General features: G+C 71.8%; 25 protein-coding genes. 11 read left to right on the top strand and 14 right to left on the bottom strand.

From position 1 onward, the window contains the following. The first annotated feature begins 60 nt into the window (after window positions 1-60). The gene (locus tag ABD785_RS13250; protein ID WP_344827003.1) at window positions 61-519 is read left to right on the top strand and encodes a MarR family winged helix-turn-helix transcriptional regulator; all 459 of its coding nucleotides are present in this window, start codon (window positions 61-63) and stop codon (window positions 517-519) included. 71 nt (window positions 520-590) lie between these two features. On the opposite strand, the gene ABD785_RS13245 is transcribed toward ABD785_RS13250, so the two are convergent. Next, window positions 591-1,064 carry a hypothetical protein gene (locus ABD785_RS13245; protein WP_344827000.1) on the bottom strand — a complete coding sequence of 158 codons (474 nt, stop codon included), beginning with the start codon at window positions 1,062-1,064 and terminating at the stop codon, window positions 591-593. 138 nt (window positions 1,065-1,202) lie between these two features. On the opposite strand from ABD785_RS13245, the gene ABD785_RS13240 reads away from it, so the two are divergent. The 4 genes from ABD785_RS13240 to ABD785_RS13225 are packed head-to-tail and all read left to right on the top strand — an operon-like array spanning window position 1,203 to window position 5,525. Further along, entirely contained in the window at window positions 1,203-2,075 is an 873-nt protein-coding gene (locus tag ABD785_RS13240) for an amidohydrolase family protein (protein WP_344826997.1), read from the top strand. Further along, window positions 2,072-2,905, top strand: a complete 834-nt coding sequence (locus ABD785_RS13235) for an ATP-grasp domain-containing protein (RefSeq protein ID WP_344826994.1) — start codon at window positions 2,072-2,074, stop codon at window positions 2,903-2,905. The genes ABD785_RS13240 and ABD785_RS13235 overlap by 4 nt, the downstream gene beginning before the upstream one ends. Window positions 2,906-2,940: 35 nt before the next feature. Beyond that, window positions 2,941-4,329 (top strand): MFS transporter, encoded by a 1,389-nt coding sequence (locus tag ABD785_RS13230; RefSeq protein ID WP_344826991.1) that lies wholly within the window; start codon window positions 2,941-2,943, stop codon window positions 4,327-4,329. Further along, window positions 4,326-5,525, top strand: a complete 1,200-nt coding sequence (locus ABD785_RS13225) for an alpha/beta hydrolase (protein ID WP_344826988.1) — start codon at window positions 4,326-4,328, stop codon at window positions 5,523-5,525. Before ABD785_RS13230 ends, ABD785_RS13225 begins: the two co-directional genes overlap by 4 nt. A gap of 6 nt (window positions 5,526-5,531) precedes the next feature. Here ABD785_RS13225 and ABD785_RS13220 read toward each other — a convergent pair whose 3' ends face one another. Both ABD785_RS13220 and ABD785_RS13215 read right to left on the bottom strand, forming a co-directional pair. Then, a complete protein-coding gene (locus tag ABD785_RS13220; RefSeq protein ID WP_344826985.1) occupies window positions 5,532-6,527 on the bottom strand; it encodes an aldo/keto reductase in 996 nt (331 codons plus the stop codon). Window positions 6,528-6,585: 58 nt separating this feature from the next. Next, on the bottom strand, window positions 6,586-8,715 hold the full coding sequence (locus tag ABD785_RS13215; RefSeq protein ID WP_344826982.1) for a DEAD/DEAH box helicase: 2,130 nt from the start codon (window positions 8,713-8,715) through the stop codon (window positions 6,586-6,588). A 193-nt stretch (window positions 8,716-8,908) separates the two neighbouring features. On the opposite strand from ABD785_RS13215, the gene ABD785_RS13210 reads away from it, so the two are divergent. Next, complete coding sequence (locus tag ABD785_RS13210) at window positions 8,909-9,709, top strand: hypothetical protein (protein ID WP_344826979.1); 801 nt, start codon at window positions 8,909-8,911, stop codon at window positions 9,707-9,709. Between the two features lie 9 nt (window positions 9,710-9,718). Here ABD785_RS13210 and ABD785_RS13205 read toward each other — a convergent pair whose 3' ends face one another. Beyond that, window positions 9,719-11,113 carry a serine/threonine-protein kinase gene (locus ABD785_RS13205; RefSeq protein ID WP_344826976.1) on the bottom strand — a complete coding sequence of 465 codons (1,395 nt, stop codon included), beginning with the start codon at window positions 11,111-11,113 and terminating at the stop codon, window positions 9,719-9,721. Between the two features lie 41 nt (window positions 11,114-11,154). Next, on the bottom strand, window positions 11,155-11,364 hold the full coding sequence (locus ABD785_RS13200; protein WP_344826972.1) for an EF-hand domain-containing protein: 210 nt from the start codon (window positions 11,362-11,364) through the stop codon (window positions 11,155-11,157). Between the two features lie 97 nt (window positions 11,365-11,461). Here ABD785_RS13200 and ABD785_RS13195 point away from each other — a divergent pair, with 97 nt between their 5' ends. After that, complete coding sequence (locus ABD785_RS13195) at window positions 11,462-13,045, top strand: AMP-binding protein (protein ID WP_344826969.1); 1,584 nt, start codon at window positions 11,462-11,464, stop codon at window positions 13,043-13,045. Here ABD785_RS13195 and ABD785_RS13190 read toward each other — a convergent pair. The 3 genes from ABD785_RS13190 to ABD785_RS13180 all read right to left on the bottom strand — a co-directional run bounded on the left by ABD785_RS13190 (window position 13,029) and on the right by ABD785_RS13180 (window position 15,859). Then, entirely contained in the window at window positions 13,029-13,565 is a 537-nt protein-coding gene (locus tag ABD785_RS13190; protein WP_344826966.1) for a GNAT family N-acetyltransferase, read from the bottom strand. The two genes, ABD785_RS13195 and ABD785_RS13190, sit on opposite strands and share 17 nt — an antisense overlap. Window positions 13,566-13,593: 28 nt before the next feature. Next, on the bottom strand, window positions 13,594-14,403 hold the full coding sequence (locus tag ABD785_RS13185; RefSeq protein ID WP_344826963.1) for an ArsR/SmtB family transcription factor: 810 nt from the start codon (window positions 14,401-14,403) through the stop codon (window positions 13,594-13,596). Window positions 14,404-14,488: 85 nt separating this feature from the next. Next, on the bottom strand, window positions 14,489-15,859 hold the full coding sequence (locus ABD785_RS13180) for a T3SS effector HopA1 family protein (RefSeq protein WP_344826961.1): 1,371 nt from the start codon (window positions 15,857-15,859) through the stop codon (window positions 14,489-14,491). A 185-nt stretch (window positions 15,860-16,044) separates the two neighbouring features. Between ABD785_RS13180 and ABD785_RS13175 the strand changes: the two genes are divergently transcribed. Beyond that, window positions 16,045-16,758 (top strand): Clp protease N-terminal domain-containing protein, encoded by a 714-nt coding sequence (locus ABD785_RS13175; RefSeq protein ID WP_344826957.1) that lies wholly within the window; start codon window positions 16,045-16,047, stop codon window positions 16,756-16,758. Here ABD785_RS13175 and ABD785_RS13170 read toward each other — a convergent pair. Beyond that, on the bottom strand, window positions 16,733-17,728 hold the full coding sequence (locus tag ABD785_RS13170; RefSeq protein WP_344826954.1) for a cyclic nucleotide-binding domain-containing protein: 996 nt from the start codon (window positions 17,726-17,728) through the stop codon (window positions 16,733-16,735). The genes ABD785_RS13175 and ABD785_RS13170 overlap by 26 nt on opposite strands. 154 nt (window positions 17,729-17,882) lie before the next feature. Between ABD785_RS13170 and ABD785_RS13165 the strand changes: the two genes are divergently transcribed. Beyond that, window positions 17,883-19,742, top strand: a complete 1,860-nt coding sequence (locus ABD785_RS13165) for an acyl-CoA dehydrogenase family protein (protein WP_344826950.1) — start codon at window positions 17,883-17,885, stop codon at window positions 19,740-19,742. On the opposite strand, the gene ypfJ is transcribed toward ABD785_RS13165, so the two are convergent. Continuing rightward, window positions 19,739-20,602 carry a KPN_02809 family neutral zinc metallopeptidase gene (gene ypfJ, locus ABD785_RS13160; RefSeq protein ID WP_344826947.1) on the bottom strand — a complete coding sequence of 288 codons (864 nt, stop codon included), beginning with the start codon at window positions 20,600-20,602 and terminating at the stop codon, window positions 19,739-19,741. The genes ABD785_RS13165 and ypfJ overlap by 4 nt on opposite strands. A gap of 58 nt (window positions 20,603-20,660) precedes the next feature. On the opposite strand from ypfJ, the gene ggt reads away from it, so the two are divergent. Then, on the top strand, window positions 20,661-22,412 hold the full coding sequence (gene ggt, locus ABD785_RS13155; RefSeq protein WP_344826944.1) for a gamma-glutamyltransferase: 1,752 nt from the start codon (window positions 20,661-20,663) through the stop codon (window positions 22,410-22,412). On the opposite strand, the gene ABD785_RS13150 is transcribed toward ggt, so the two are convergent. Continuing rightward, the gene (locus ABD785_RS13150; RefSeq protein ID WP_344826941.1) at window positions 22,402-22,911 is read right to left on the bottom strand and encodes a MarR family winged helix-turn-helix transcriptional regulator; all 510 of its coding nucleotides are present in this window, start codon (window positions 22,909-22,911) and stop codon (window positions 22,402-22,404) included. The two genes, ggt and ABD785_RS13150, sit on opposite strands and share 11 nt — an antisense overlap. Before the next feature lie 109 nt (window positions 22,912-23,020). Between ABD785_RS13150 and ABD785_RS13145 the strand changes: the two genes are divergently transcribed. After that, window positions 23,021-24,121: a glycerophosphodiester phosphodiesterase gene (locus ABD785_RS13145; protein ID WP_344826938.1), complete on the top strand. Its 1,101-nt coding sequence runs from the start codon at window positions 23,021-23,023 to the stop codon at window positions 24,119-24,121. Here the strand turns inward: ABD785_RS13145 and ABD785_RS13140 are convergent. The 3 genes from ABD785_RS13140 to ABD785_RS13130 form a co-directional block, all read right to left on the bottom strand. Further along, window positions 24,118-24,690, bottom strand: coding sequence for a CE1759 family FMN reductase (locus ABD785_RS13140; RefSeq protein ID WP_344826935.1), 573 nt, complete (start codon window positions 24,688-24,690; stop codon window positions 24,118-24,120). The genes ABD785_RS13145 and ABD785_RS13140 overlap by 4 nt on opposite strands. After that, window positions 24,687-25,760 (bottom strand): LLM class flavin-dependent oxidoreductase, encoded by a 1,074-nt coding sequence (locus tag ABD785_RS13135; RefSeq protein ID WP_344826932.1) that lies wholly within the window; start codon window positions 25,758-25,760, stop codon window positions 24,687-24,689. The genes ABD785_RS13140 and ABD785_RS13135 overlap by 4 nt, the downstream gene beginning before the upstream one ends. A gap of 104 nt (window positions 25,761-25,864) precedes the next feature. Further along, window positions 25,865-26,851, bottom strand: a complete 987-nt coding sequence (locus ABD785_RS13130) for a BMP family protein (protein WP_344826928.1) — start codon at window positions 26,849-26,851, stop codon at window positions 25,865-25,867. Between the last annotated feature and the right edge of the window lie 19 nt (window positions 26,852-26,870).

Genomic DNA, 26,870 nt, shown 5'->3' with positions numbered 1-26,870 from the left:
TCATCTTGGTTGACCATCGTAAAGTAAACCAGGTTGTCCATCTAGTCAACGGAGTTGTCCATGAACGAGCCGCGGATCGCGTTCCTGCTGGCGATGGCCCACCGGGCCATGACCGACCGGCTCCACCAGTGGCTCGCCGAGGAGGGGCGGGAGGCGCTACGTCCGGCCCACGGCTACACCTTCCGTTTCCTCGCGGAGGGCGGCGTGGTCACGTCCGTCGAGCTGGGGCAGCGGCTCGGCGTCTCCAAGCAGGCGGCGACGAAGATCGCCGCGGAGCTCGAGGAGTGGGGGTACGTGGTGCGGCGCCCGCATCCGACCGACGGCAGGGCCAGGGCGCTGGGGCTGACGCAGCGCGGCCTGGACTACATCAGCCACGTCGACGGGCTGTGGGACGAGGCGGAGGCCGAGTGGGCCGCCCTGATCGGGCCGGAGCGCCTCGAGGAGACGCGCGAGGCGATCGCCGCCTATGTGGAGCACGCGAGCGCGAAGGGCGCCCCGCTGCTGCGGCCGGTCTGGTGAATCGGCTCCGGCGGGCAGGCTCCGGCGGGAGGGCTCCGGTGGGAGGGCTCCGGTGGGAGGGCTGTGATGGGTCAGCGCCGCAGCGCCGGGACGTCCAGCCGGTCGTGCTCGGCGCCGCGGGCCCCGGGCAGCAGGAGCCGTTCCACGACGGACGGCCCGGTCGGGGCCCCGACGGTCAGCCGCCGGGTCAGCAGCGCCAGCTGGAACGGGATCGAGGTGCAGTAGAGCGAGAAGCCGACGACCAGCGCCGACCCCCCGTGGGTCGCGGCCCGGGCGCTGAAGGCCGCCACCAGGGTCGTCATGTAGATCCCGGCGACCATCCAGCCCGGCCAGCACCAGCCCCGGTCCAGCAGCATCGACCCGAGGACGGCCAGCACCGCCGCCACGAAGCAGGCCGACAGGAAGCTCGCGCACATCCACGACAGGAACCCCCCGTCGCGCATCAGATCGCTGAGCACCGGATGCCCCAGCGCGACGACCAGCCCGGCCGTCCCCACCCCGCAGACCGCCGCCGCGATCGCGAAACCCCGTGCCCGAACGTCCACCGTGCCTCCCCCGAAGCGACGCCACCATGATGGCGACCCCGGGCCCGCCGCACGAGCATCCGCGGCGGCCCGTCCGGTAAAAACTCCGCTCCCGGACCCGGCGGCGGCCCGGAGAGCCGGAGGAGCATAATCGCTGGCATGGATGAATCGGGGGAGATCACCGCGTTCTGGACCGCTCTCGGGCTGCCGGGGATCGTGGACGTGCACACGCACTTCATGCCGAAGAGCGTCATGGACAAGGTGTGGGCCTATTTCGACGCGGTCGGGCCGCTCACGGGCGTGCAGTGGCCGATCACGTACCGCGAGGACGAGGAGGAGCGGCTGGCGCGGCTGCGCGGATTCGGCGTCCTGGCCTTCACCTCGATGATCTACCCGCACAAGCCGGAGATGGCCGCCTGGCTGAACTCCTGGTCCAAGGAGTTCGCCGCCAGGACCCCGGACTGCCTGCACACCGCGACCTTCTACCCCGAGCCCGGCGCCGCCGTCTACGTCCGGCAGGCGATCGAGGACGGCGCCCGGGTCTTCAAGTCGCACATCCAGGTCGGTGCCTACGATCCCCGGGACCCGCTGCTCGACGAGGTCTGGGGGCTGCTCGCCGAGTCCGGCACCCCGGTCGTGACGCACTGCGGATCCGGCCCGGCCCCCGGCGAGTTCACCGGTCCGGAGCCGATGGCCGAGGTGCTGGCCCGCCACCCGGATCTGCCGCTGATCGTCGCCCATCTCGGCCTGCCCGAGTACGCCGAGTTCCTGACCCTCGCCGAGCGCCACCCGAGGGTCCACCTCGACACCACGATGGCCTTCACCGACTTCGTCGAGGGCCTCACGCCGTTCCCGAAGGAGGACCGTCCCCGCCTGGTCGCCCTCGGGGACCGCATCCTGCACGGCAGCGACTTCCCCAACATCCCCTACGCCTACCTGCACACGCTGGAGGCCCTCGCCCGTCTCGACCTCGGCGACGACTGGCTGCGCGCCGTCTGCCACGGCAACGCCGCCCGGCTGTTCGGGCTGTGACCGCCGGGTCCGGGGCACGTCCGAGCGTCCTCTACGTCACCGACCTCGCCTATCCGGCGCGCGGGCGGCGGTACTGCGACGAGGACATCCTGCTCACCTCGCGGCTGCGCGCGGACTTCGACCTCGCCCTCTGCCATCCGCTGGACGCCCTGGCCCTGATGGACGGCTTCGACGCCGTCGTCGTCCGCAACAGCGGTCCCGTCCTGCACTACCAGCGCGCCTACGACGCGTTCCGCGAGCATGCCCTGGCCACCGGGGCGAAGGTGTACAACCCGGTCACCGGCCGGGGCGACATGGCGGGCAAGCGGTATCTGCTCGACCTCTTCGCCGCCGGGTACCCCGTCATCCCGACGGTCGGCACGGCCGCCGACGCGGGGCTGCTGCCCGCCTCGGAGCTCTACGCGGTGAAGCCCCTGCGGGGAGCCGACTCGGCGGGACTGGAGTTCGTCCCCCGGCTCACCGGCCTGGACCTCACCGGCCTCCTCGCCCAGCCGAAGATCGACTTCCGCTACGAGGTGTCCTTCTACTTCGTGGACGACGCCTTCCAGTACGCCCTCCACGCCCCCGACCCCGCCCGCCGCTGGGAGCTCGTCCCCTACGACGCCTCCCCCGCCGACCTGGAGTTCGCCCGCCTGTTCATCGGCTGGAACGCCCTCGACCACGGCGTCCAGCGCGTCGACGCCTGCCGGACCCGCGACGGCGGCCTCCTGCTCGTCGAGCTGGAGGACCTCAACCCCTACCTCTCCCTCGACGCCCTCGACCCGGCCACCCGCGAGGCCTTCGTCGGCGCCCTCACCCGCTCCCTGCGCGCGTTCACCGCCCCGGGTTGACCTGAAGTGCTGTTCAAGTTGCACAGTCGTCGTTCATGAGCACTCTTGCGAGGCCCTACCGGGCCCTCACGATCGGCCTTGTCGTTCTGGTGGCGCTGATGGCGTTCGAGGCGATCGCGGTGACCGCGGCGATGCCCGCGATCGTGACCGCGCTCGACGGGCTCACGGTCTACGGGATGGCGTTCGGCGGGACGATGGCCGCGGGGATCGTCGGGACGACCGTCGGCGGAGGCTGGGCCGACGCCAGGGGCCCGGCCGCCCCGCTGTGGGCGGGAACAGCGGGCTTCGTCGCGGGACTGCTGCTCAGCGGGCTCGCCACCGGAATGGAACTGCTCATCGCCGGGCGGATCGTCATGGGCTTCGGGGCGGGCCTCGCGACGGTCGCGATGTACGTGATCGTCGGCAGGGCCTACCCGGAGGAGCTGCATCCGCGGGTCTTCGCGGCGTTCGCGGGGGCCTGGCTCGTGCCGTCGCTGGTCGGCCCGGCCGTCGCCGGCGTCCTGGTCGAGCTGGCCGGCTGGCGCTGGGTGTTCCTGGGCGTCGCCCTGCTCACCGCCCCCGCGGCGCTGGCCGTCGCGCCGAGCATGCGGAGCCTGGCCGACCACCGCGGCGACGGGGCCCGGCACGGAGGGCGGGTCCTGTGGGCGGTCGGCGCGGCCGTCGGCGCCGTCGGCCTGCACTTCGCCGGGGAGCGCCACGACCCGCTGCTGATCCCGCTCTTCCTGGCCGGGCTGGTCGCCACCGCCCCGCGCACCCTGCCGAGCGGGACCTTCGCCCTGAAGCGCGGCATCCCCAGTCTGATCGTCACCCGCGGCCTGCTCGGGGCGGCGTTCGCCCAGGCGGAGGTGTTCATCCCGCTGATGCTCACCCGTGAACGCGGCTACTCCACGGCCGCCGCCGGGGTGAGCCTGACGATCGGAGCCGTCGGCTGGGTCGCCGGATCCTGGCTCCAGAGCCGGGCCCCCCGGATCACTCCCGAGCGCAAGATCGGCCTGGGCGTGGTGCTGGTCGCGACCGGCGTGACGGCGGCCGCCGTGTCCGTCCTGCCGGAGGCGCCGATCGCCGTCCTGCTCACCGGCTGGGTGGCCGGCGGATTCGGGATGGGCGTCGCCTACCCGACCCTCTCCGCCCAGGTGCTGGCCCTGTCCGCGCCTTCGGAGCAGGGCGCGAACAGCTCGGCCCTCCAGCTCGGCGACCAGCTCTTCTCCACCACGGTCCTCGCCCTGGGCGGCACCCTGTTCGCGGCATGGGTCGCCTCCAGCGCGTCCGCGGCGTTCCTGTCGTCCTTCGTCATCGCCGAGGCCCTCGCGCTGCTGGCGCTGGTAGCGGTTCCCCGGACCGTCCTCCCTCTCAGGGTCCGGTCCGGCGGCACCTCCGTGGAGCGATCCGCGACCGGCGGCGCGGGCGCGACCGTGGAGGCATGAAGCGCACCGCAGCCACCCTGACGGTCCTCACGGCCGTCCTCGGCACCGCCTCCCCCGCCCTGGCCTCCCCTGTCCCGGCCTCGCCCGGTGGGCACGGCCGGGGGACCCTCGTCTCCGCGACCCACCTCACCACCGTGTCCAAGGCCAAGGCCGTCAAGCTCCTGAAGGCCGAGGGCTACGACCCGCGGACCGTCCGGTTCGGCGTCGACACCTACCGGCTCGTCTACCGGACGATCGACGAGAACGGCCGTCCCACCCGGGCGAGCGGCCTGCTGGTCCTCCCCCGCCGCAAGGCCACCGGGCTGAGGACGGTCTCCTGGACCCACGGCACGACCAGCTTCAAGGGCGACGCCCCGTCCACGAGCTCCGACGGCTTCGGCCTCGGCGCCCCGCTCACCTACGGCACCGCCGGATTCGCCACCGTCGCCCCCGACTACCTGGGCCTCGGCAAAGGTCCCGGGATCCATCCGTGGATGCACCTGCCCAGCGAGACCTCGGCCTCGCTCGACATGCTCCGGGCCGCCCGCCGTTACTCCCCGAAGGTCGGCCGCGACGTCCTGGTGACCGGGTTCTCCCAGGGCGCTTCGGCCTCGCTCGGGCTGTCCCGCGCCCTCCAGCGCGGGGAGGACCGCCGGTTCAGGCTCCGCGCCACGGCCCCGGTCAGCGGCGGCTACGACCTGGGCGGCGTGGAGATCCCGCAGCTTCTCGCCGGACGGCTCGACCCGAAGCTGAGCGTCATCTACACGACGTACCTCCTGGTGAACTGGAACCGCCGCGTCCACCTCTACGACGACCCCGCCGAGGTGTTCCGGAAGCCGTACGCGGCCAAGGCCGAGAAGCTCTTCGACGGGACCGTCCCCGGCGAGGTCATGTTCCCGGCCCTGCCCGGCACCATCGGCGAGCTGCTCACCCCGCACGGGCGGCGGCTGCTGGCCCGCCCGCCCGCGAACCTCGCCCGGGCCCTGCGCACCGAGACGGCGCTGACCTGCGGCTGGCGGGCCCGCACCCCCGTCCGGCTGTTCGTGATGCCGGGCGACGAGCAGGCCGCCTCCGCCAACACCGTTTCGTGCGCGGCCTCGCTGGCGGGCGAGCGGGTCGTGCGGCTGAAGCCCGCGGTCTACAACGGCTCACGCCATCTGGGCTCCAACGTCACGGCCACCGGGAAGATCGTCCGCTGGTTCCTGACCTTCCGCTGACGCGGGCTACCAGGCGAAGGCCTCGGGCGAGGGCCCAGGGCCGGGGAAGATCTCGTCGAGGGCGGCGAGGAACTCCCCGGTCAGCTCGAGATCGGCGGCCCGCACCGCCGAGACGAGCTGGTCCGCCGTGCGGGGGCCGACGATCGGCCCGGTGACGCCCGGCCTGGTCAGCAGCCAGGCCAGGCCGACGTCGCCGGGGTCGAGGTCGTGCTTCTCGCACAGGTCCTCGTAGGCCTGGACCTTGGCCAGGTTCTCGGGAACGTCGAGGTAGTCCTTGCTCCGGCCCGAGGTCGAGCGGGCGCCGCCGCCCTCGCGCCGCTTGCGCAGCACCCCGCCGAGGACCCCGCCGTGCAGCGGCGACCAGGGGATCACGCCGAGCCCGTAGGCCTCGGCCGCCGGGACGACCTCCATCTCGGCGCGCCGCTCGGCCAGGTTGTACAGGCACTGCTCGGCGACGAGGCCGACCTTCCCGAGCCGGGAGGCGGTCTCGTTGGCGCGGGCGATGCCCCAGCCGGGGAAGTTCGACGACCCGACGTACAGCACCTTCCCCTGCTGGATCAGCAGATCCATGGCCTGCCAGATCTCCTCGAACGGGGTCGCCCGGTCGATGTGGTGCGTCTGGTAGAGGTCGATGTAGTCGGTTCCGAGCCGCTTCAGCGAGGCGTCGGCGGCACGCCGGATGTTGAGCGCGGACAGCTTGTCGCCGTTGGGCCAGGGCGCTCCCTCGGCGCCCATGTTCCCGTAGACCTTGGTCGCCAGGACGGTCTTCTCCCGGCGTCCGCCGCCCTGGGCGAACCAGCTTCCGATGATCTCCTCGGTGCGGCCCTTGCTCGGGCCCCAGCCGTAGACGTTCGCGGTGTCGAAGAAGTTGATGCCCGCCTCCAGGGCGGAGTCCATGATGGCGTGGCTGTCGGCCTCGCCGGTCTGGGGGCCGAAGTTCATGGTGCCGAGCACCAGACGGCTCACCTTCAGGCCGGTCCGGCCGAGCTGCGTGTATTCCATGCCTCCCATCCCACCACCTGGAGTGCACTCCAGGTCAAGCCCGCCCGGCGGGCCCCGTTCACGCCATCGACAGGCGCTTCTGCTCCGCCTCGACGATCTGCCGGGCCAGGCTCGGCTCGGACAGGTCGACGGCCTCCGGCACCGCGTCGGCGACGTCGCTGCGGCGGGCATAGACGTCGAACAGCGTCCTCTTGTGCCGGAGCAGTTCCAGCATCCGCTCGTCGACGCTGTCGGCGACCAGCAGCCGGTGGACCTGGACCTTGCGGACCTGCCCCATCCGGTGGGCGCGGGCGACGGCCTGGCTCTCCATCGTCGGTTTCACCTGCGGCTCACAGAGGATCACCACGGAGGCCGCCTGGAGGTTCAGCCCGACCCCGCCGGCCTGGATCTGGGCGAGGAGCACCGCGTGGCCGGGCACGGCGGAGAACTCGTCGGCGAGCTCCTGCCTCCGCCCCGCCGCGACGTCTCCGGCGATCGGCCCGATCGCCCCGGGAAGGGCCTTCCCGACCGCGGCCAGCACGTCGCGGAAGAAGGAGAACACCACGACCTTGTGGCCGCCCTCGCGCGCCTCGGCCACCAGCTCGACCAGGCGTCCCAGCTTCTCCGAGGTGGCGGGCACGGCGTAGGCGGCCCGGCGCATCGCCATGAAGTTGCCCGCCTCGACCGCCTTCTTGTACGCGCGGAGGTCGTCGCGGCCGAACTCCTCCCACTCGTCGGTGTGCACGAGCTCGGGCAGCTCGGTGAGCACGTCCTCCTGGTTGCGCCGCAGGTAGGCGGGGCCGACCGCGCGCCGGAAGGCCCGCGCGCCCGCCGCGGCGTCTCCGCTCCTGACCTCCAGCGACGGCTGGAGCATCGTGACGAGGTTGCGGAACTCCTCCACCCTGTTCTCCATCGGGGTGCCGGTCAGGAACAGCACCCGCTCGGTCCGCTCCGCCCACGCCGCGACGGCCTTGGCGCGCCGGGTTCCGGGGTTCTTCACGTAGTGGGCCTCGTCGACGACCAGCATCCCGACGCTCGCGACGGGAAGCGCGTGCAGCCCGTCGATGGTCGTCACGGCGACCCCGCCGGTCCTGGTCCACTCGGCGAGCGCGGCCGCCCGGTCCTGGCCGTGCACCTTGTAGGCCTGGAGGTCGCTGCGCGACTCCAGCTCGCGAATCCAGTTGATCACCACGCTCGCGGGGCAGGCCACCAGGAAGTGGCTCACCCCCTCCGACCGCAGATGGGCGAGGGCGGCGATCGCCTGGATCGTCTTGCCGAGGCCCATCTCGTCCCCGAGGATCGCGCGGCGCTGGGCGAGGGCGAACTTCGCGCCGAACTCCTGGTAGCCGCGGAGCGAGACGCGCCGGTGGGTGGCGTCGAGGCGCAGGGCGTTGACCCGGTCGGCGATCTCGTGCGGCAGATACCCCTCGCCGCTGATCCGGTCGGGACGGCTGCCCGCGATCTCGACGAGCAGCGCGTAGTAATCGGCGGCCTGGAGCTCGAAGTCGATCCAGGCGCTCGTGCCGTCGGCGGGGGGCCTGGCGAGGTCGAGCGCGGCGTCGGCGACGAGCAGCGGGGCCTCGCGGTCGGCGAGGACCTCACGGAGCCGCTCGAGCGCCTCCCCCGCGAGGTCGCGCCGTCGCTGCCCGGCGAAGAACGCCCTGATCCGCCCGCGGGCGGGCGCCGCCGCGTCGAGCAGCGGAAGGAGGGTCTCCTGCGCGGCGGTGGCGGCCTCCACCGCCCGCGGCAGGTCGGGACCGGCGTTGACCAGCCGGTACAGCGCCCTGACCAGCGTGGTCGTCTCGGGGGTGCGGTCGTCGACGTCGAGCCGGACCGTCACCGTCTCGGCCACGGCGTTCGCGATCTGCCGGGCGGCGGCGTGCATCTGCCCGGCGGTCTGCGCCCCGATCCCCGGCAGCAGCTGGAGGGCGTAGGGGGTCGCGTCGAGGATCGCCAGGACGCTGCCGTACCCGGCCTCCTCGACGGCCGTGAGCCGCAGCCGCCCCTCGGTGACGTCCTTCAGCCGGGCGACCGGGATCCGCTCCAGCTCACCCCTGGCCGCGGTCTCCCGCAGCGGGCGCAGCGCCCGCTGGACGTCCTCGCGCGCCTGGCCGTGCTCGTCCAGCAGCCCGCGCGCGATCGCGGAGGTGCGGTCGGCGGCGTCGAGCAGCGTTCTGATCTCGGCCCGCGGGGGCCATGCGGGAGCCATGCGCCGATTATCCCGGAAGTTCCCAGAGGCGCGGCGCCCCGTCCCACACGCCGCATGCCCGAGGTTTGTGAATCTGCCCGTCCCGGTCTGCTCAGGGCCGCGCCTCTGGGAATCTCAAGGAAATCGCGATCAAAGGCGAAGCGCCATCCCGGAACTCCGGGTACAGAACGATTGAACGTTCTAGAGTCAGAACATGGCGGGAATGCGACTGGCCACACCGTCCGGCGGCACCCTCGATCTCGACGCAGGGGGGCGGCTGGTCTTCGGCCGTGGTCCCGACGTCGATGTGATCGTCCGAGTCGGGCGGGGGCTCTCCCGCCGCGCCGGGCTGATCGCCGCACTGCCCGGCGGTGTCTGGATAGCCAACATCAGCCTCACCCACGCCCTGTACGCCGAGACCGCGGGCGAGCAGATCCGGCTGCCGCGGCTCGAAACACCCGGTGAGCCGCGCGGCGGGTGGTTCCTGCGCGACGGCGAGGCGCGGGTCGGGTCCAGATCGATGCTCGAGGACGGCCTCGCGCTGCGGCTGGAGGTGTCGGCGGGCGGCGAACCGGTGCCCGAGCCGCCGCCCGACGGCGAGTCGACCCTGCTGCCGCTGACCCTCGACCGGAACACCAAGCTCTTCCTGGTCGCGCTGCTGTGGTGCCGTCCGTGGATGCTGGACCCGTCGCGGACCACCGCGCTCCCCCGCACCCCGGAGATCGCCAGGGCCGCCCTGGAGATCACCGGCGCGAGCTACGAACTGGACCGGTTCTCGACCGATCCCGTCTTCCGCGAGCGGCTGGCCGACCGGGTCGGCGAGCATCTGCGGGCGCTGCGGCGCAAGCTCGTGGACCGGCTGCTGGTGCGGCGCGGGATGCGGCTGTCGGACGAGGTCGTGGTCGGGGTCCTGCTCGACAACGCCGCGATCGTCCCCAGCGACCTTCTGCTGCTGAGCGATCCCGCCTGGCTGTCGCGCCAGGAGAACCTCTGGTGGGACCGGGAAGACCACTGAGCGGGCCGGTCAGGGGTGGACGACGAAGGTCGTGCTCCGGTGGCCGGCCTTGCCCGTCACCGTCACGATGTGGTTCCCCTCGGGGAGCGCGCCCCGCCAGAACTCGTGGTTCTGGTTGACGGCGTAGTTGAAGGTGCCCTTCCTGTCGACGGCCGGGCGGGTGCGCGCGGTGCGTCCGCCGATCCTGACCGAGATCCGCTCGCCCGGCCGCCAGCCCGTCCCGTGCAGCACGAACACCGTGTTCTTGTCGCCCATCGGCTGGTTGACCACGACCTTCGGACGGCCGTCGGGCTTGGCCTCCTCCCCGGACGGCGGCGGGGGCGGGAGTCCCACCGGGTTCGGGGCGGTCGCCTGCTGCGGGGGCTGCTGCTTGGCCGGTTCCTCGTCGGCGAGGAGAGCGCCGGTCATGCCGCCGACCGCCAGCAGGCCCGCCGCTCCGGCGCCGAGCATCGCCCCGGTGCCCCAGCCGAGCCTGACCCGCCCCGGCACGGTCCTGATCTCGCCGGACCTGCCGGGGTCGGAGGGCAGGGAGGTGAAGGTCTCCTCGTCGGGGTCCTGGGCGGACTCGATGACCGCGACGGCCGCCTCGGGCAGCAGCAGACGGCCGAGGCGGTCTCCCGACTCGCCCTCGGTGAACGGGGCGAACTCGGCCAGCAGCTGCGCCGGGGTGGGCCTCTTGGCCGGGTCGCGGCTGAGGCAGGCGGTGATCATCTCGACCAGTTCCGCGGGCAGGCCGTCCAGGTCGGGCGGGCTCGCGGGCTGGCGGGCCAGGACGTCCTCGCCCCGCTGCGGGGCGTGGCCGGTGGCGGCGTAGACGAGGGTGGAGCCGAGGGCGAACACGTCGGCCGCCGGGGTGATGGCCCGGGTTCCGAGGGCCTGCTCGGGCGACATGTAGGAGGGGGTGCCGATCGGCTGGCTGCCCAGGGTGAGGGCGCCGCGCTCGGCGGCCTTGGCCACCCCGAAGTCGATGACGCGCGGCCCGTCGAGGGAGACCAGGACGTTGGACGGCTTGAGGTCCCGGTGGATGAGCCCGACGGCGTGGATGGACTCCAGGGCCTCGGCGCATCCGGCGGCCAGCCACTGGACGGCCGCGACGGGCAGGGGGCCGACGGCCCGCACCAGCCGTCGCAGGGTCGGGATCGGCAGGTAGACGGTGGCGAGCCACGGCGTCTCGGCGTCCGCGTCGGCCGCCACGACCGGTGCGGTGAAGGCCCCTGCCACCTTGCGGGCGGCGGCGACCTCGTGCCGGAACCGGGCGCGGAAGTCGGGATCGTCACCGAGATCGGCCCTGATCGTCTTGATCGCCACAAGGCGCCCGGCCGCCGACCGGCCGAGGAAGACCCGGCCCATGGCTCCGGAACCCAGCTCGCCGAGGACGGCGTAAGGCCCGATGCGTCGAGACATCCCCCCATCCTTCCCGAACGGGGGCGGGGACCGCCGCCGAATCAGCCGAGAAGGGCGATGAACTCCGGCAGCGAGATCAGCCCGTCGTGGTCGGTGTCGGCCTTGGCGAAGATGCGCAGGAGCTCATCGTCACCGAGGACGTCGCCGTTCCGCTCCCACAGGTGCGCCAGCTCCTGCGGAGTGATCATGCCGTCGTTGTTCGTGTCGACCACGTGGAAGGCCTCGGTGGCCTCCTGTTCGGTGAGAGCCATGGCCGAAGGCTAGCGGAAACCATCGTAAGTACAGACTTACCACAATGATCCGAGCGGGGTATGTTCGGCGGAACGGAGCCGAGGAGAGGAGCACAGGGTGGCGTTCAATCTGGCGGATCTGTTCGAGACGGTCGCGGACGCGGTCCCCGACCGCGTCGCGCTGGTCAGCGGCGAGGATCGGCTGACCTACGCCGAACTGGACGACCGGGCCGACCGGGCCGCAGCGGCGCTGGCCGCCGCGGGGGTCGGGACCGGCGACCGGGTGGCGATCCTCTCGGTGAACCGGGCCGAGTGGCTCGAGACCCAGATCGCCGCCTACAAGCTGCGCGCCGTTCCGGTGAACGTCAACTACCGGTACACCGCGGGCGAGCTCGCCCATGTGATCGCCGACGCCGGATGCGCCGCGCTCGTCGGGGAGCGGTCGCTGGTGGCCCGTCTCGGCCCGGCCCGCGCGGGCCTCACCGACCTGCGGTCGGTGTTCGTGCTCGAGGACGGCACGGACGAGGAGGTGCCCGACGCCCTGTCCTACGCCGACGCCGTCGCGGCGGCCCCGTCCGGGCGGGTGGCCCGGGAGCGCTCCGGCGACGATCTCTACCTGCTCTACACCGGCGGCACCACCGGCCTGCCCAAGGGCGTGATGTGGCGCAGCGAGGACATCTTCTTCGCCGCGATGGGCGGCGGGAACATGCTCGGCGAGCCGGTCACCTCACTGGAGGAGCTCGCGGCGAACGCGGTGGCCGGCGGCCTGTCGGTGATGGTCAACGCCCCGCTCATGCACGGCGCGGGCATGTGGGTGGCCTGGGCGACCCTGACCGGCGGCTCGAAGCTCGTCCTGTGGTCACGGACCTCGTTCTCGGCCGAGGGCGTGCTGGAGGTGGCGGCCCGTGAGGAGGTGCAGGCCCTGGTGCTCGTCGGGGACGCGATGGCCCGGCCGATCGCCGACGCCCTGGAGGCCGGGGACTTCTCCCTGCCCAACCTGTTCGCGATCACCACGGGCGGCTCGGTCACCTCGCCCGACGTCAAGGCGCGGCTCCACGCGTCGCTGCCGGGGCTGGCGGTCCTGCTGGACGCCGTCGGCGGCTCGGAGACGGGCGTCGCGGGCCAGGCGGTGCCGCCCGGACCCGACGGGACGCCGCGCTTCCTGCTCAAGCCCGACTCGGCCGTCCTCGACGCCGACCTCCAGCCGGTCAAGCCCGGCTCGGACGAGATCGGGGTCTTCGCGCGCAGCGGCCGACTGCCGCTGGGCTACTGGAAGGACCAGGCCAAGACCGACGCCACCTTCGTCACCGCACCCGACGGCACCCGCTGGGCACTCCAGGGCGACATGGCCAAGGTCGACGCCGAGGGCCATCTGGTCCTGCTCGGACGCGGCTCGACCGTCGTCAACACCGGCGGCGAGAAGGTCTTCGTCGAGGAGGTCGAGGCGGCGCTCAAGTCCCATCCGGCCGTCTATGACGCCCTGGTCGTGGGCGCCCCGGACGAGCGGCTGGGCAGCAGGGTCGCGGCGGTCGTCTCGCTCACCGAGGACGTCTCCGCCGAGACCCTGCGCGCCCACTGCCGGGAGCGGATCGCCGGCTACAAGGTCCCCCGGGACGTGCTGGTGGTGGACGAGGTCCGCCGGACCCCCTCGGGCAAGGCCGACTACGGCTGGGCCAGGAAGACCGTCACGCCTTCGTCCTGAGCTCCGCCTTACCGGGCTTCGCCTTCCCGGGCTCCGCCTTCCCGAGCTTCGCCAGGTAGACGACCGCGGGCCTGAACCCCCGCCGCTCGTACAGCTTGATCGCCTGCTCGTTGCCGGTGAGGGCGTCGATCCAGATGTCCTCGACGCCGTCCGCGGCCAGTTCCTCCTCCATCCGGTCCAGCAGCCGGGTGCCGAGGCCCTGGCCGCGTCCGGCGGGGACGATGCTCAGGGAGTGGACGTGCGCGAACCTGTCGTCGCCCGTCCAGGTGTCGTCCGGTTCGGTCTTGACCTCGACGAGCAGGTAGCCGACGAGTTCCCCCGCGTCCTCGGCCAGCAGCACGAACGATCCGTCGCCCGCCAGCCGGCGCAGGTAGGCCTCCCGGCGGGCCTCCCACGAGGCCTCGTCTCCCTTGTACTCCCAGCCGGGCTGCACCGATTGGTGATGGTGGTGCAGTTCGAGCCACAGCCCCCGCAGCCGTTCGACGGCTTCGGCCCCCGCCTTGCTGATCTCAACGCTCATCTCCCCAGCCTGCCAGGCCGGGACGCCCTCACAGGATCGAGGGCAGGCCCTGGCCGGTCTCCAGCATCGACTTCAGGCTCGCCAGGACCCGCTCCCAGCCGTTGCGGGTACCGGCCAGCTGCTCCTGCGGCAGGTCCTCGTGGGTCACCGACAGGCGCACGGTGTCGCCCGCGGGCTCGATCTCGAACGTCACGCGGGACCGCCGGGCCGGGTCGTCGGCGTCGGCGAGGCCGGCCCAGGTGTGGACGAGCCGGCGCGGCGGGTCGATCTCCAGGATGGTGCCGACGATCTGCACGTCGCCGCGCTCGTTCCCGACGTGCTCCCAGCCCGCCCCCTTCTCCCAGGTCGAGACGTTGCGGTGGCCCCAGTACCTGGCGGTCTGCTCAGGGTCGGTGAGGGCGCTCCAGACCCTCTCGGGGGTGCTGGCGATGTAGGTCACGTAGACGAGCTTCGGCTTCTCCGCGAGCTTCTCCACGGGCTTCTCCTTCTGGTCGGGGTCGTACTGTTCGAGGTCGTACTGTTCGAGGTCGTGCTTGAGGGTGCTGAGCGCGTCCAGGTCGGCGCGTTCGAACTTCGCGATCCACCGGACGTGGATCTCGTGGAGCGGCACCGGGTTGAGGTAGTGGAGCTTCTCCCGGCCCCGCCGCACGGCGACGACCAGCCCGGCGGCCTCCAGGACCGCCAGATGCTGGGTGATGCCCTGCCGGGTGATCTCCAGATCGCGGCAGAGCGCCCCGAGCGTCTGCCCGTTGCCGGCGTGCAGCCGGTCGAGCAGCCGCCGCCTCGTCGTATCGGCCAGCGCCTTGAAGACCTGGCCCATCTCATCGCCTTCGTGCACGTCATCGACAATAGGCAAGAAAATACTTGCCTGTCAATGCGCTTTCGAAAGCCTGATCGACTCTTCGAGGATCGGAGGGCCGCCGTCAGCTCAGGAAGCGGGGGTTGGCGTCGCGGAGCGGGACGCGGTTCTCCTGGACGGCCCGGAACGGACGGTCGCGGAGCTGGAGGTGGGGACGGTCCGGATCGATTCCGGCGGCGGCGAAGGCGGTGCGGATCCTGGCGCCGAGGGCGTCGGGCGAGTCGATCGCGTCGGCGCCGGGGGCCTCGATCGCGGCCCTGACGGCGGAGAGGCGGGTCTGGGTGAAGCTCTGAGAGCCGTCACCGGTGAAGCCGGAGGGGTCCTCGGCCCAGGCGGTGCCGCCGCCGAGCAGGGCGTAGAAGGGCCCGGCCTCGTCCACGGCGTCCCCGGGCGGGAAAGAGCTTTTGATCGCGGCGTCGAGGGCGGCGCCCACGGCGTCGGTGTCCGGGGCCTCGCCGGGCCGCTTGTTGTAGTAGACGATGAGCTTGTCCCGCTTGATCAGCACCGGCTCCGCCGGGACCGGGGTGGTCTTCAGGAACACCTTCAGCTCGCTGAGGTGCGGCGAGACGGCGTCGTCGTCGAAGAGGCGGGCGACCGCCAGGGCCGCGGAGACCGCCGCCCCCTGGTTCCGGACGTCGAGGACGATCCGGCGGGTGCGCCCGGCCGTGCTGGTGACGGTGTCGAACTTGGGACTGCCGTTGCGCAGGAAGAAGTAGTCGCCCTTCCTGGCCTCGCCCTCCATGGTCCGCGGGCGGGCGGTCGTCAGGCTCGGGTATCTGCCGAGCGGGTCCGGCAGGCCCGTCGCGGGATCCACGTACCGCTGCTCGTAGGGGTTCTGGAAGAAGTTCGCGAGCTCGGCCGCGAAGACGTCGGCGTCGGACGGGAAGACCCGCCCCCGCACGGCGTTCAGCGCCTGGCCGTCGATGTAGGACCACGGCGCATGGGTGAAGGCCCACCACCCCCCGGGCGTGAGCGCCTCCTTCAGATACCCGCTCCGGGCCGACCCGGCCCCCTCGTACATCGCGGCGAACGCCCTCTCCCGCTCCTCCGCCCCGAGCAGCCGCCCGCCGGGGAAGAAGTCGGCATAGACCTTGGCGACGAACCCCCGGTTCGCCGCGGCGGTCCGCTCCGCGTACGAAACGGCGACCGGCACCGGAGCCTCCCGGACGACCAGCGCCCGCTCCTCGACCTCCCGCCTGGTCACCTTGACGAGCTCCCCCGGCACGACACCCCCGGCCACGCCCTCCTCCGCAGCGGCAGCCGGAAGCTTCCGCAGAGCGGCCGTGCGCAGCGACACCTTGGCCGGGCCCGGCTTCCTCCCCAGAAACTGCCGGAAGAGCATCGGCTCCCCCGTCCCTCCGACGTCGATCCCGGAGATCGCCTTACGCGGCACCCGCACGACCCGGGGCTTCTCCGCCCCCGTCTTCTTCCCCACCCCCTGCCCACCGGTCCCACCGACACGCCGATCCTTCGAACGAGCCATCAGACACCCTCCCCACGGTGGAACAGGGCCGGACCCCAGCCCCTGCGCCCACTCTAGATTTCACCCCCCACCCCCGCGAGAGACCTGAACGTCAACTTGTGGTTGACGATTGGGGATCGTCAACCTATGGTTGACGTATGGATGAGAAGACTCCCCGGCTGGACGATCTGATCGATGTCGTCAAGAGGGAACACGAAGGGGACGCGCTGGAGCAGTTGTCCGGGGCGGTTCTGCTGTCACACCATCTCGGCGAGCTGGCCGATCATCTGATCGGGCACTTCGTCGACCAGGCCAGGAGGTCCGGGGCGTCCTGGACCGACATCGGGCAGAGCATGGGCGTCACCAAGCAGGCGGCGCAGAAGCGGTTCGTGCCCAAGGACGGGCCCGCGCCCGAGGCCAGTCCGTTCTCCCGGTTCGGCACCAGGGCCAGGAACGCGATCGTCAAGTCCCAGGAGGAGGCGAGGATCGGCGCACAGGAGCGGATCGGGACCGAGCACGTCCTGCTCGGGCTGCTGCACGAGCCCGACGGGCTCGGCGTCAGGGCACTGGTCGAGCAGGGGATCTCGCTCGACGACATCCGGGCTGCGGCCAAAGGTGTCCAGGCTCCGCCCGTGGAACAGGTACCGCATCTGATCCCCTACGGGCCGAAGGCCAAGAAGGTCATCGAGCTGACCGTCCGGGAGGCGCTGCGGCTCGGCCACGCCCATGTGGGCACCGAGCACATCCTGCTCGGCCTGCTCAACGAGGAGGCCGGTTCCGGCGGGGAGATCCTGCGCGGCCTCGGCACCGACCGGGACCGGGCCGAGGCCTACGTCGTCGAGGCGCTCACAGGAGACGCACCCACCCCGTGAGGCGCGACTCCTTGACCTGGAAGCGGATCTGCTCCCAGGTCCCCACGCCCCTGAGGTGCTTCACGATCCCGCCGTGCACATAGTCCGACACGATCACGCCGACGGCCGCCCCGCCGTCGGCGATGCGGCGCTTGAGCGGCCGGGCGTCCAGGAGCCTGGCCGTGGTGTTGATGGCCTCCCCCACCATGCCGTGGGTGTCGCCGGTGACCGGCCCGACGTGCAGGGCCAGCCTGATCTGGAGCTCCTCGCCGCGCGCCGCACGCGCGTTGTGGTCGCGGACCGCCTCCGCGAGGTCCTGGACCATCGGATGCAGCACGTGCACGGTCGGCACCGTCGGCGGGACGATCACCAGCGCGCCGTCGCCCCGGTCCTCGCGGTGACAGTCCGACCACGGCACCTTGGACTGCTTGCAGGCCCGCTTCAGCACCTCGTACATGACGTCCCGGACGACCTGCCGGTTGCCGTCGCTGCGGTGCTTGCCGTTGAACGCCGTGATGTCGATCATCAGCACGGTGCAGTTCTGCCCGGCGTAGGTGAACGGCTCCGGCGGCCTGGTCTCGGTCAGCCGCCCGTAGACGTTGTCCTCGACCAGCGCCCTGACGTCCGGATTGTCCATGATGAACCGGCCGAACTTGTCGGTGAGCACCACCAGCGCCTCGACCCAGCCCTGCGCGACGACCGAGGCCGACCGCTCCCTGGCCTCGAACGCCGCCCGCTCCCCCACCAGATCGCCCTCGCCCCTGATCGCCAGGACCTGCTCGAACTTGCCCTCCTGGTGCCTTATCTCGACCTGTCCCGACCGCAGGATGAACACCCGGTCGCCGCGCTCGCCCTGGCGGCAGAGGTCCACGCCGTCGGGGAAGCGCTCGATCCAGCCGTCCCGCAGCAGCCTGGCCCGCTGGTACTCGTCGAGCGACGGCCAGAAACGACCGCTGTCGTCCTTGAAGAGGCTGAACTCGGCGACGCTCATCTCGCGGCCTCCGGAAAGGGTGGGAACGGCCCTCTCATCCTAGGGAGGTGGCCGCCTGGGGGTCTGCACACGCTCAGACGCCGAGCGTGCTCATTGCGTTCCTGATCACTCAGGGGACCCGCATAGGTGCGGCCTGAGGGGTATCTGATCAGGCATGAGTCTTCCTGAATGGGACGGACGTCCCGATACCGAGGCCCTGCGCGAGATCCTGGACGGCCGGTGGGGCGCGGTGCGCCGGGCCGCGCGGGAGAAGATGGGGGCCGCTCCCCCGGCCAGCATGGCGGGCGGGGATCTGGAGACCCGCAGGGCTCAGGTCTTCGAGGATCTGCGCGCCCTGGCCGCCGACGGCCATCCCCGGATCGGCTTCCCCAAGGAGTACGGCGGCCAGGACGACGTGGGCGGCGCGGTCGTCTCCTTCGAGATGCTCGGTTTCGGCGATCTGTCCCTGCTGGTGAAGACGGGCGTCCAGTGGGGCCTGTTCGGCGGCGCGATCCAGGCGCTCGGCACCGCGCGCCACCACGACGCCCATCTGCGGGCGATCATGGATCTGGAGCTGGTCGGCTGCTTCGCGATGACGGAGACCGGCCACGGCTCGGACGTCGCGAGCCTCCTGACGACCGCCGTCTTCGAGCCGGAGACCGGCGAGTTCGTCATCGACACCCCGACCCCGGCGGCCCGGAAGGACTACATCGGCAACGCCGCCCGCGACGGCCGGATGGCCGTGGTCTTCGCCCAGCTCCCCCCGCACGGGGTGCACGCCTTCCTGGTCCCGATCCGCGACGAGAACGGCGAAGCGCTGCCGGGCGTCCTGATCGAGGACTGCGGTGAGAAGGGCGGGCTGAACGGCGTCGACAACGGGCGGCTCTCCTTCGACCATGTCAGGGTCCCGCGCGAGGCGCTGCTCAACCGGTTCGCGGACGTCGCGGCCGACGGCACCTACTCCAGCCCGATCGAGAGCCCCTCACGGCGGTTCTTCACCATGCTGGGAGCGCTGATCCGGGGCCGGATCAGCGTGGCGGGCGGCGCGGGCTCGGCCGCCAAGACGGCCCTCACCCTGGCGATCCGCTACGGCGAGCGGCGCCGCCAGTTCGAGCACCCCGCCTCGGGCGGCGAGGTCGCGATCCTCGACTACCGGGCGCACCAGCGCAAGCTGCTGCCGCCGCTGGCCACGACCTACGCGCTGCACTTCGCCCAGGAGGCCCTGATCCGCAGCCTGGACGAGTCCTTCGGCCGCGACATCGGCGAGAGCGACCAGCGGGAGCTGGAGTCGCGGGCCGCGGGCATCAAGGCCGCCGCCACCTGGCACGCCTCCGACACGATCCAGACGTGCCGGGAGGCCTGCGGCGGCGCCGGCTACCTGGCGGAGAACCGGCTGACCCGGCTCAAGGCCGACACCGACGTGTTCACCACCTTCGAGGGCGACAACACCGTGCTGCTCCAGCTCGTCGCGAAGGGCCTGCTGACCCGCTACCGGCACGACGTGGACGAGCTCGGCACCCTCGGCCTCGCCCGGTTCCTGGCCGAGCAGTTCGCGGAGGCCGTCATCGAGCGGACCCCGGCGCGCTCGGTCGTCCACCGGCCCGACCCGCTCGACCGGGAGTGGCAGCTCGACGCCTTCGCCGACCGGGAGAAGCACGTGGTCGAGGGGCTGGCGCGACGGCTGCGCAGGGCCGAGCACGCCGACGACGCGTTCGCGGTCTTCAACGAGGCCCAGGAACAGCTCCTGAAGGCCGCCAGGGTGCACGTCGACCGCATCGTCCTGGAGGCGTTCGCCGCCGCCGTGCCGCCGGGCGACGTCCTGCTCGGCCGGGTGTGCGACCTCTACGCCCTGTCGGTCATCGAGGCCGACCGCGCCTGGTTCCTGGAGCACGGCCGGATGAACGCCGAGACCGCGAAGGGCGTCGTCAGGACCGTGGACGAGCTGTGCGGATTCCTCCGCCCGCACGCCCGGGCCCTGGTCGACGCCTTCGCGATCCCCGAGTCCCTCCTCGACGTCCCGATGCTCGGAAACTAACCGTTGAGCGGGGCGGAGAAGGTGTCGCACTGATCGGGTTCGCCGCTGTCGTAGCCGGTGGTGAACCACTGGACGCGCTGGGCGGAGCTGCCGTGGGTCCACTTCTCCGGGTCGACCCCGCCGCCGCCGCTCTGCTGGATGCGGTCGTCGCCGACGGCGGCGGCCGCGCTCAGCGCCTGCTGGATGTCGGTCTTGGTGAAGGGCTCCTTGAAGAACTTGGTGTCGACGCCGTGCTTTGCCCAGACGCCGGCGTAGCAGTCGGCCTGGAGTTCGAGCCGGACCGAGCCGGAGTCGGCGCCCTCCCTGTCGCCGCCGACCTTCTGGTCGGTGCCGAGCAGGTGCTGAACGTGGTGGCCGTACTCGTGGCCGATCACGTAGGCCTGGGCGAACGGGCCCCCCTCGGCCCCGAACTTCGACTGGAGGTCGTCGAAGAAGCCGAGGTCGAGATAGACGCGCTGGTCGGCGGGGCAGTAGAACGGGCCGACGTCGCTGGTGGCGTTGCCGCATCCGGTCTGAACCGCCTGGGTGAACAGGATCGTCTTGGCCACCTGGTAGCCCTTGAGGTTGTCGCCCCAGTACTTCTGGATGCTGTTGACGACGCCGACGACCCGGCACTTCTCCTTCTGGTCGGCGTCGGCTCCGGTCTTGCAGTTCTCACTGAGGTCGGAGGCGGGCGCGGGCTGCCCGCCTCCGCCACCGCCGGTGAGGTTCCCCGGGTCGATCCCGAAGATCAGCGCGATGATCAGTCCTACGATCCCGACCGCGCCGCCGCCTATCGTGAGCCCGCCGCCGGGGATTCGGCCGCCGCCGCCCTCCCCGACCTGTGACGTGTCGAGCTTGGCATCATCGTCAAAGTCCATGTCCGGTCACTTTCTCCCGTTCGAGGGTGGGAGCCCCGTGCCCGGAAAAGGAGTGACCATGCTGCGACAGTCCGGACTGATCACCGCGGGCCTCGCCCTGGCCCTCGCCCTGCCCGTCGCGCCCGCCGCCGCGGCGCCGCCGGGACCGACCGCGACCGGCACCGGCGGCGCGGTCTCCACCGTGGACGCCACCGCGAGCCGAGCCGCGATCGACGTGCTCCGCAAGGGCGGCAATGCCATGGACGCCGCGGTCGCCGCCGCCGCGATGCTCGGCGTGACCGAGCCGTACGTGGCCGCTCTCGGCGGCGGCGGGTTCCTCGTCTACTACGACGCGAAGAGCGGGAAGGTCCACACGATCGACGGCCGCGAGACCGCCCCGAAGGCCATGAGGCCGGACGCCTTCGTGGACCCGGCGACGGGCAAGGCGATCCCGTTCGACCAGGCCGTGACCAGCGGCCTGTCCGTCGGCGTCCCCGGCACCCTCGCCCAGTGGCGGGCCGGGCTGAGCCGGTTCGGCACCCGGAGCCTCGGCTCCCTGCTCCAGCCCGCGATCAAGGTCGCCGACGGCGGATTCCCCGTTGACCAGGAGTTCTTCGACCAGACCAGCCTGAACGCCACCCGCTTCGCCAAGATCCCGGCGACGGCGAAGCTGTTTCTGCCCGGCGGGGCTCCGCCCGCGGTCGGGTCGACCTTCCGCAACCCCGACCTGGCCGGGACCTACCGGACGCTGGCCCGGCGCGGGACCGGCTGGTTCTACGGCGGCGGGCTCGGGGACGAGATCGTCAAGACCGTGCAGGAGCCGCCCTCGGGCCTGCGCCCCGGAGTCATGGACCCGGCGGACCTGAAGGCCTACACCGCTCCGTTCCGGGCGCCGACCCGCGTCGGGTACCACGGGCTCGAGGTGTTCGGGATGGCCCCGCCGTCCTCGGGCGGCTCGACCGTCGGGGAGGCGCTGAACGTCCTGGAGCGGTTCCCGCTGTCGAAGAGCGATCCGGTCCAGGCGCTGCACTACTACCTGGAGGCCTCGAAGGTCGCCTACGCCGACCGCGCCGCCTACGTCGGCGACGTCCCGGGGGTCCCGCTGAAGGAACTGCTGTCCGACGGCTACGCCGCGGAGCGGGCCTGCCCGATCAAGCCGGACACCGCGCTGACGGCGCCGGTGGCCCCCGGGACGCCGGACGGCACCTACGGCTGCCCCTCGCCGGCCGGATCGACCGCGGCGCTCCCCTACGAGGGCCCCCAGACCACCCATCTGGTCGTCTCGGACAAATGGGGCAATGTGGTGGCCTACACGCTGACCATCGAGCAGTTCGGCGGCAGCGGGCTGACCGTCCCGGGGCGGGGGTTCCTGCTCAACAACGAGCTCACGGATTTCAGCTTCGTCCCCTCGGCCACCGATCCCAACTCCGCCGCCCCCGGCAAGCGGCCGCGCAGCAGCATGGCCCCGACGATCGTCCTCAGGGACGGGCGGCCGTTCCTCGCCCTCGGCAGCCCCGGCGGATCGACGATCATCACGACGGTGCTGCAGATCCTGCTGAACCGGCTGCATCTCGGGATGTCGCTCCCGCAGGCCGTCGCCGCGCCGCGCGCCACCCAGCGCAACACCGCCGTGACCCTGGCCGAGCAGGGCTTCCTCGACCTGTACGGGCCCGCGCTGACGGCCAAGGGCCAGAAGCTGGACCTGTTCGCCGGGCCGCCGCCCTCCATCGGTGCGGCCACCGCGCTGGAGTTCCTGACCGGGCGCCGGGTGCAGGCCGTCGCGGAACCGGTCCGCAGGCACGGAGGGACGGCGCTGGTCGTCAGGCCGTAGGGCCCGTACCGGTCCCCGCCTCGGGCGCGGGCGCGGGGCCGGGCTCGCAGGGGCGGCCGAGCTGCTGGAGGATCGCCTCCGAGATCTCCCTGAGGTGCTTGGCCTGGTCGTGCCCGAGCGGATCGAAGACCGCCCTCCTGACGGTCTCGACGTGCCCGGGGGCCGCCGACTCGACGAAGGCCAGGCCCGCCTCTGTGAGGGTCGCGATCGTGGTGCGGCCGTCCTCGGGGTGGCGGCTGCGCTCGATGTAGCCCAGCTCCTCGAGCTTGCGGACGGCATGCGACAGCCGGCTGGGCGAGGAGTGCGCCGACTGGGCCAGCTCACTCATCGTCAGCGAGCGCGTCGGGGACTCCGAGAGCATCGCCATGGCCACGTAGTAGCTCAGCGGCACCCCCGCGTCCCGCTGGAGCTGACGGTCCATCTCCTCTTGCAGCAGCTGCGTCGCCCAGAGAAAGGCACGCCATGTCCGCTGTTCGTCGTCGTCGAGCCACCGCACCATGTCCCCCATCATACGAACGTCAACCTTCGGTTGATCGCCGCCCTGCGTTACCTTCCAGGCCACGTCCCGCCCCTACCGTCCGTCACAGTCGAAACGGGAGGTAGTCGGAATGGGACGCATCAGACGTTCGATCGCGGCGGGCGTCGCGATCAGCGCGGTCGCGACGGTGGCCGTGGCGGGCCGGTTCGGCGTGGCCGAGGCGGACGGCCGCGACGGCGCACGGCCCCTGGTCATCGCGCACCGGGGAGCGAGCGCCCACCGCCCCGAGCACACCCTGAGCGGTTACCGGCTGGCGATCGAGACGGGCGCCGACTACATCGAGCCCGACCTGGTGCAGACCAAGGACGGTGTGCTGGTCGACCGGCACGAGAACGCCCTCAGCCAGACGACCGACGTCGCCTCCCACCCGGAGTTCGCGGCCCGCAAGACCACCAAGAGCATCGACGGCGTCCCGGTCACCGACTGGTTCAGCGAGGACTTCACCTTCGCCGAGCTGCGGACCCTCCGGGCGATCGAGCGGATCCCCGGCATCCGCCCGGACAACCAGGCCTTCGACGGCCAGGACGTGATCCCCTCCCTGGAGGAGGTCATCGACCTGGCCCAGGAGCACGGGGTGGGCGTCTATCCCGAGACCAAGCATCCGACCTACTTCGCCTCGATCGGGCTGCCCTTCGACGAGCCGCTGCTGAAGACCCTGGCCGCGAAGGGCCTCGACCGTCGCGGGTCCAAGGTGTTCGTCCAGTCCTTCGAGCCCGGCATCCTCGAACGGCTGCGCAAGCGGACCAAGGCCCATCTGGTCCTGCTCGTCAACGGCTCGGGACGGCCGTACGACTTCACCGCCTCCGGCGACCCGCGCACCTACGCCGACCTCGTCGCCAAGAAGGGCCTGGAGTGGGTGGCGACCTTCGCCGACGGCATCGGACCGTCCACGAGCTGGATCATCCCGGTCGACGCGAGCGGGAAGACCCTGCCCGCGACCACGCTGGTCAAGGACGCGCACCGTGCGAACCTGACCGTCCACCCGTGGACCTTCCGGCCGGAGAACACCTTCCTGCCCGTGAACTACCGCCTGGGCGACCCGGCCTCCCCCGTCTACGCCCGCGCCCAGGGCGACGCTGCCGGCTGGCTGCGCGCCCTGCTGGCGACGGGCATCGACGGGATCTTCTCCGACGATCCCGCCCTCGCGGTGGCCGTCCGCTCGACCCTCTAGCCCTTCAGCTTGGCGAGTTCGGCCTCGAAGGTGGAGAAGACCGGTTTCGGGGCCGGGGGCGCGCCCTGGAGCAGGGCGGCGAGTTCCTCGGCCGCGCGGGTGACGCGAGGGGCGAGGGACTCGCCGTCGCCCCAGTCCTCGGGGGCGGCGAACACCGCGGTCGGGACGGTCCTGGCGCGCAGGTGGGCGAACATCGGGCGGATCGCGAAGTCCAGGGCCATGGAGTGGCGGGCGGTGCCACCGGTCGCGCCGAGCAGGACCGGCTTGCCGTCGAGTGCGTCGCGGTCGAGGACGTCGAAGAAGGACTTGAACAGGCCGTTGTAGGAGCCATTGAAGATCGGCGTGACGGCGATGAGCGCGTCGGCGGCGGTCACGGTCTCCAGGGCCGTCGCCAGGTCCGGTGCCGGGAAGCCCGTGACCAGGTTGCCGGCGACGGCGACGGCCAGGTCGCGCAGCTCGATGTGCACGGCCTCGAGGCCGGTCGCGGCGCCGGCCGCCTCGGCGAGGCGGTCGGCCAGGAGCTTGCTGGAGGACGGCAGGCTGAGGCCCGCCGAGACGACGGCGATCACTTCTTCGCCTCCTTCAGGAGCGCGTGGGCCGGGGCCTCCGCGACGCCCGCCGGACGCCCGTTGGCGAACTCCTTGCGCAGGACCGGGACGACCTCGGTGCCGAGGATCTCGATCTGCTCGAGGACGACGTCCAGCGGCAGGCCCGCGTGGTCCATGAGGAAGAGCTGGCGCTGGTAGTCGCCGAACGAGTCGCGGAAGGTCAGGGTCCTGTCGATGACCTCCTGCGGGGAGCCGACGGTCAGCGGCGTCTGCTCGGCGAAGTCCTCCAGCGACGGCCCGTGCCCGTAGACGGGGGCGTTGTCGAAGTAGGGCCGGAACCTCCGGACCGCGTCCTGGGAGTTCTTGTCCATGAACACCTGGCCGCCGAGCCCGACGATGGCCTGCTCCTGCGTGCCGTGGCCGTAGTGCTCGAACCGCTCCCGGTAGTGCCGGATCAGCTTCTGGAAGTGCTCCTTCGGCCAGAAGATGTTGTTGGCGAAGAAGCCGTCTCCGTAGAACGCGGCCTGCTCGGCGATCTCGGGCGAGCGGATCGATCCGTGCCACACGAACGGCGGGATGCCGTCGAGCGGGCGCGGGGTCGCGGTGAACGACTGGAGCGGGGTGCGGAACTTGCCCTTCCAGTTCACGACGTCCTCGCGCCAGAGCTGGTGGAGCAGCGCGTAGTTCTCGATGGCCAGCGGGATGCCCTGGCGGATGTCCTGGCCGAACCACGGGTAGACCGGGCCGGTGTTGCCGCGGCCCAGCACCAGGTCGACCCGGCCGTCCGCGAGGTGCTGGAGCATCGCGAAGTCCTCGGCGATCTTCACCGGGTCGCTGGTGGTGATCAACGTGGTGGCGGTGGAGAGGATGAGGTTCTCGGTCTTCGCCGCGATGTAGCCGAGCATCGTGGTCGGCGAGGACGGGACGAACGGCGGATTGTGGTGCTCACCGGTGGCGAAGACGTCGAGGCCGGCTTCCTCGGCCTTCAGCGCGATGGCCACCATCGCCTTGATCCGCTCGTGCTCCGTGGGAGTCCGGCCCGTGGTCGGATCCATGGTCACGTCGCCGACGGAGAACAGTCCGAACTGCATTTCCCTCACCCGATCCCAATCGTTTGAACTCTCAAGCGACAGGAACCATCCTACGTCGGCCGGTATTCCCGGCGGACCGCGGACGGCCCGCCGGGAGACGGGGGTCACCCGATCTTGATCGTGCCCGCCGCGAGGTCCTTCTCGATCTTGTCGATCTTCGCGGTCACCTCGGGGGTCGCACCGCACAGGATGAGGTCGGTCGTGCCGAGGCCGGAGGCGACCCCGAACGGGACCTGGGCGGCCTTGAAGGTGCCGTCGAGGACGGCCTTGACCGCGTACTCCAGCTCGGCGCCCGTGTCCTCCTTCATGTAACCGACCACGCCCGGCTCCGAGCCGCACGGCTTGGCCAGCGGGCCGCCGACCATGAACGCGCCCTTCTCCTGGACGGCCTGCGCCAGCCCCTGGTGGCCCAGGTTGAGCTGCTGGCCGAAGGCGTCGGCCCCGGCGCCGAGGTTGGCCTGGCCCGCCTGCTTGGCCTTGGCGACGTCGTTGAAGTCGCCGACGTACTGCGGCGCCAGCACGGTGACGTCCGGCCTGGCCAGCTTCGCCCCCGCCTCGAAGGCCTTGGCCGTCTTGACGATCGCGGGCAGCTCGACCCCGCCCAGGAAGGAGACCTTGCCGGTCTTGCTCGTGAGGGCGGCGAGGGCGCCCGCCAGGAAGCCGCCGTCGGCCTGGACCGGGTCGTAGTAGGCGAGGTTGGCCAGCGGGGCGGCGTCCGAGGGTCCGCCGATCTCGACGAACTTGACCTTGGGGAAGGCCGGGGCGACCTGGCGGACGACCGCGTCGGTCTGGCCGCCGAAGGAGACGACCAGGTCGGAGCCCGTGGCGAGGCGGGTGAGGACCTGCTGGTAGTCGGGGGCGGCCACCTGCTCGACCTTGGCGAGGGAGACCCTGCCGGACTGGGCCTTCTCGATCCGCTGGTATCCCTCGTAGCCGGACTGCATGAAGCCGTCGTCGGAGAGGTTGCCGGGGAACATGACCCCGACCTTGAGCTTGGCCGTGCCGTCCGCGGCGGGTTCGGCGTCCCCGCCGCAGGCGGTGGCGGAGAGGCCGAGGGCGGTCAGGACGGAGAGGGCGAGGAGCTTGCGCATGTGGGGATCTCCTGGGGAG

This window comes from Actinocorallia longicatena (assembly GCF_039534125.1).
Classification (GTDB): domain Bacteria; phylum Actinomycetota; class Actinomycetes; order Streptosporangiales; family Streptosporangiaceae; genus Actinocorallia; species Actinocorallia longicatena.
Note: the sequence above shows the minus strand (reverse complement) of the source record. Positions and strands in the feature narration are given on the sequence as shown.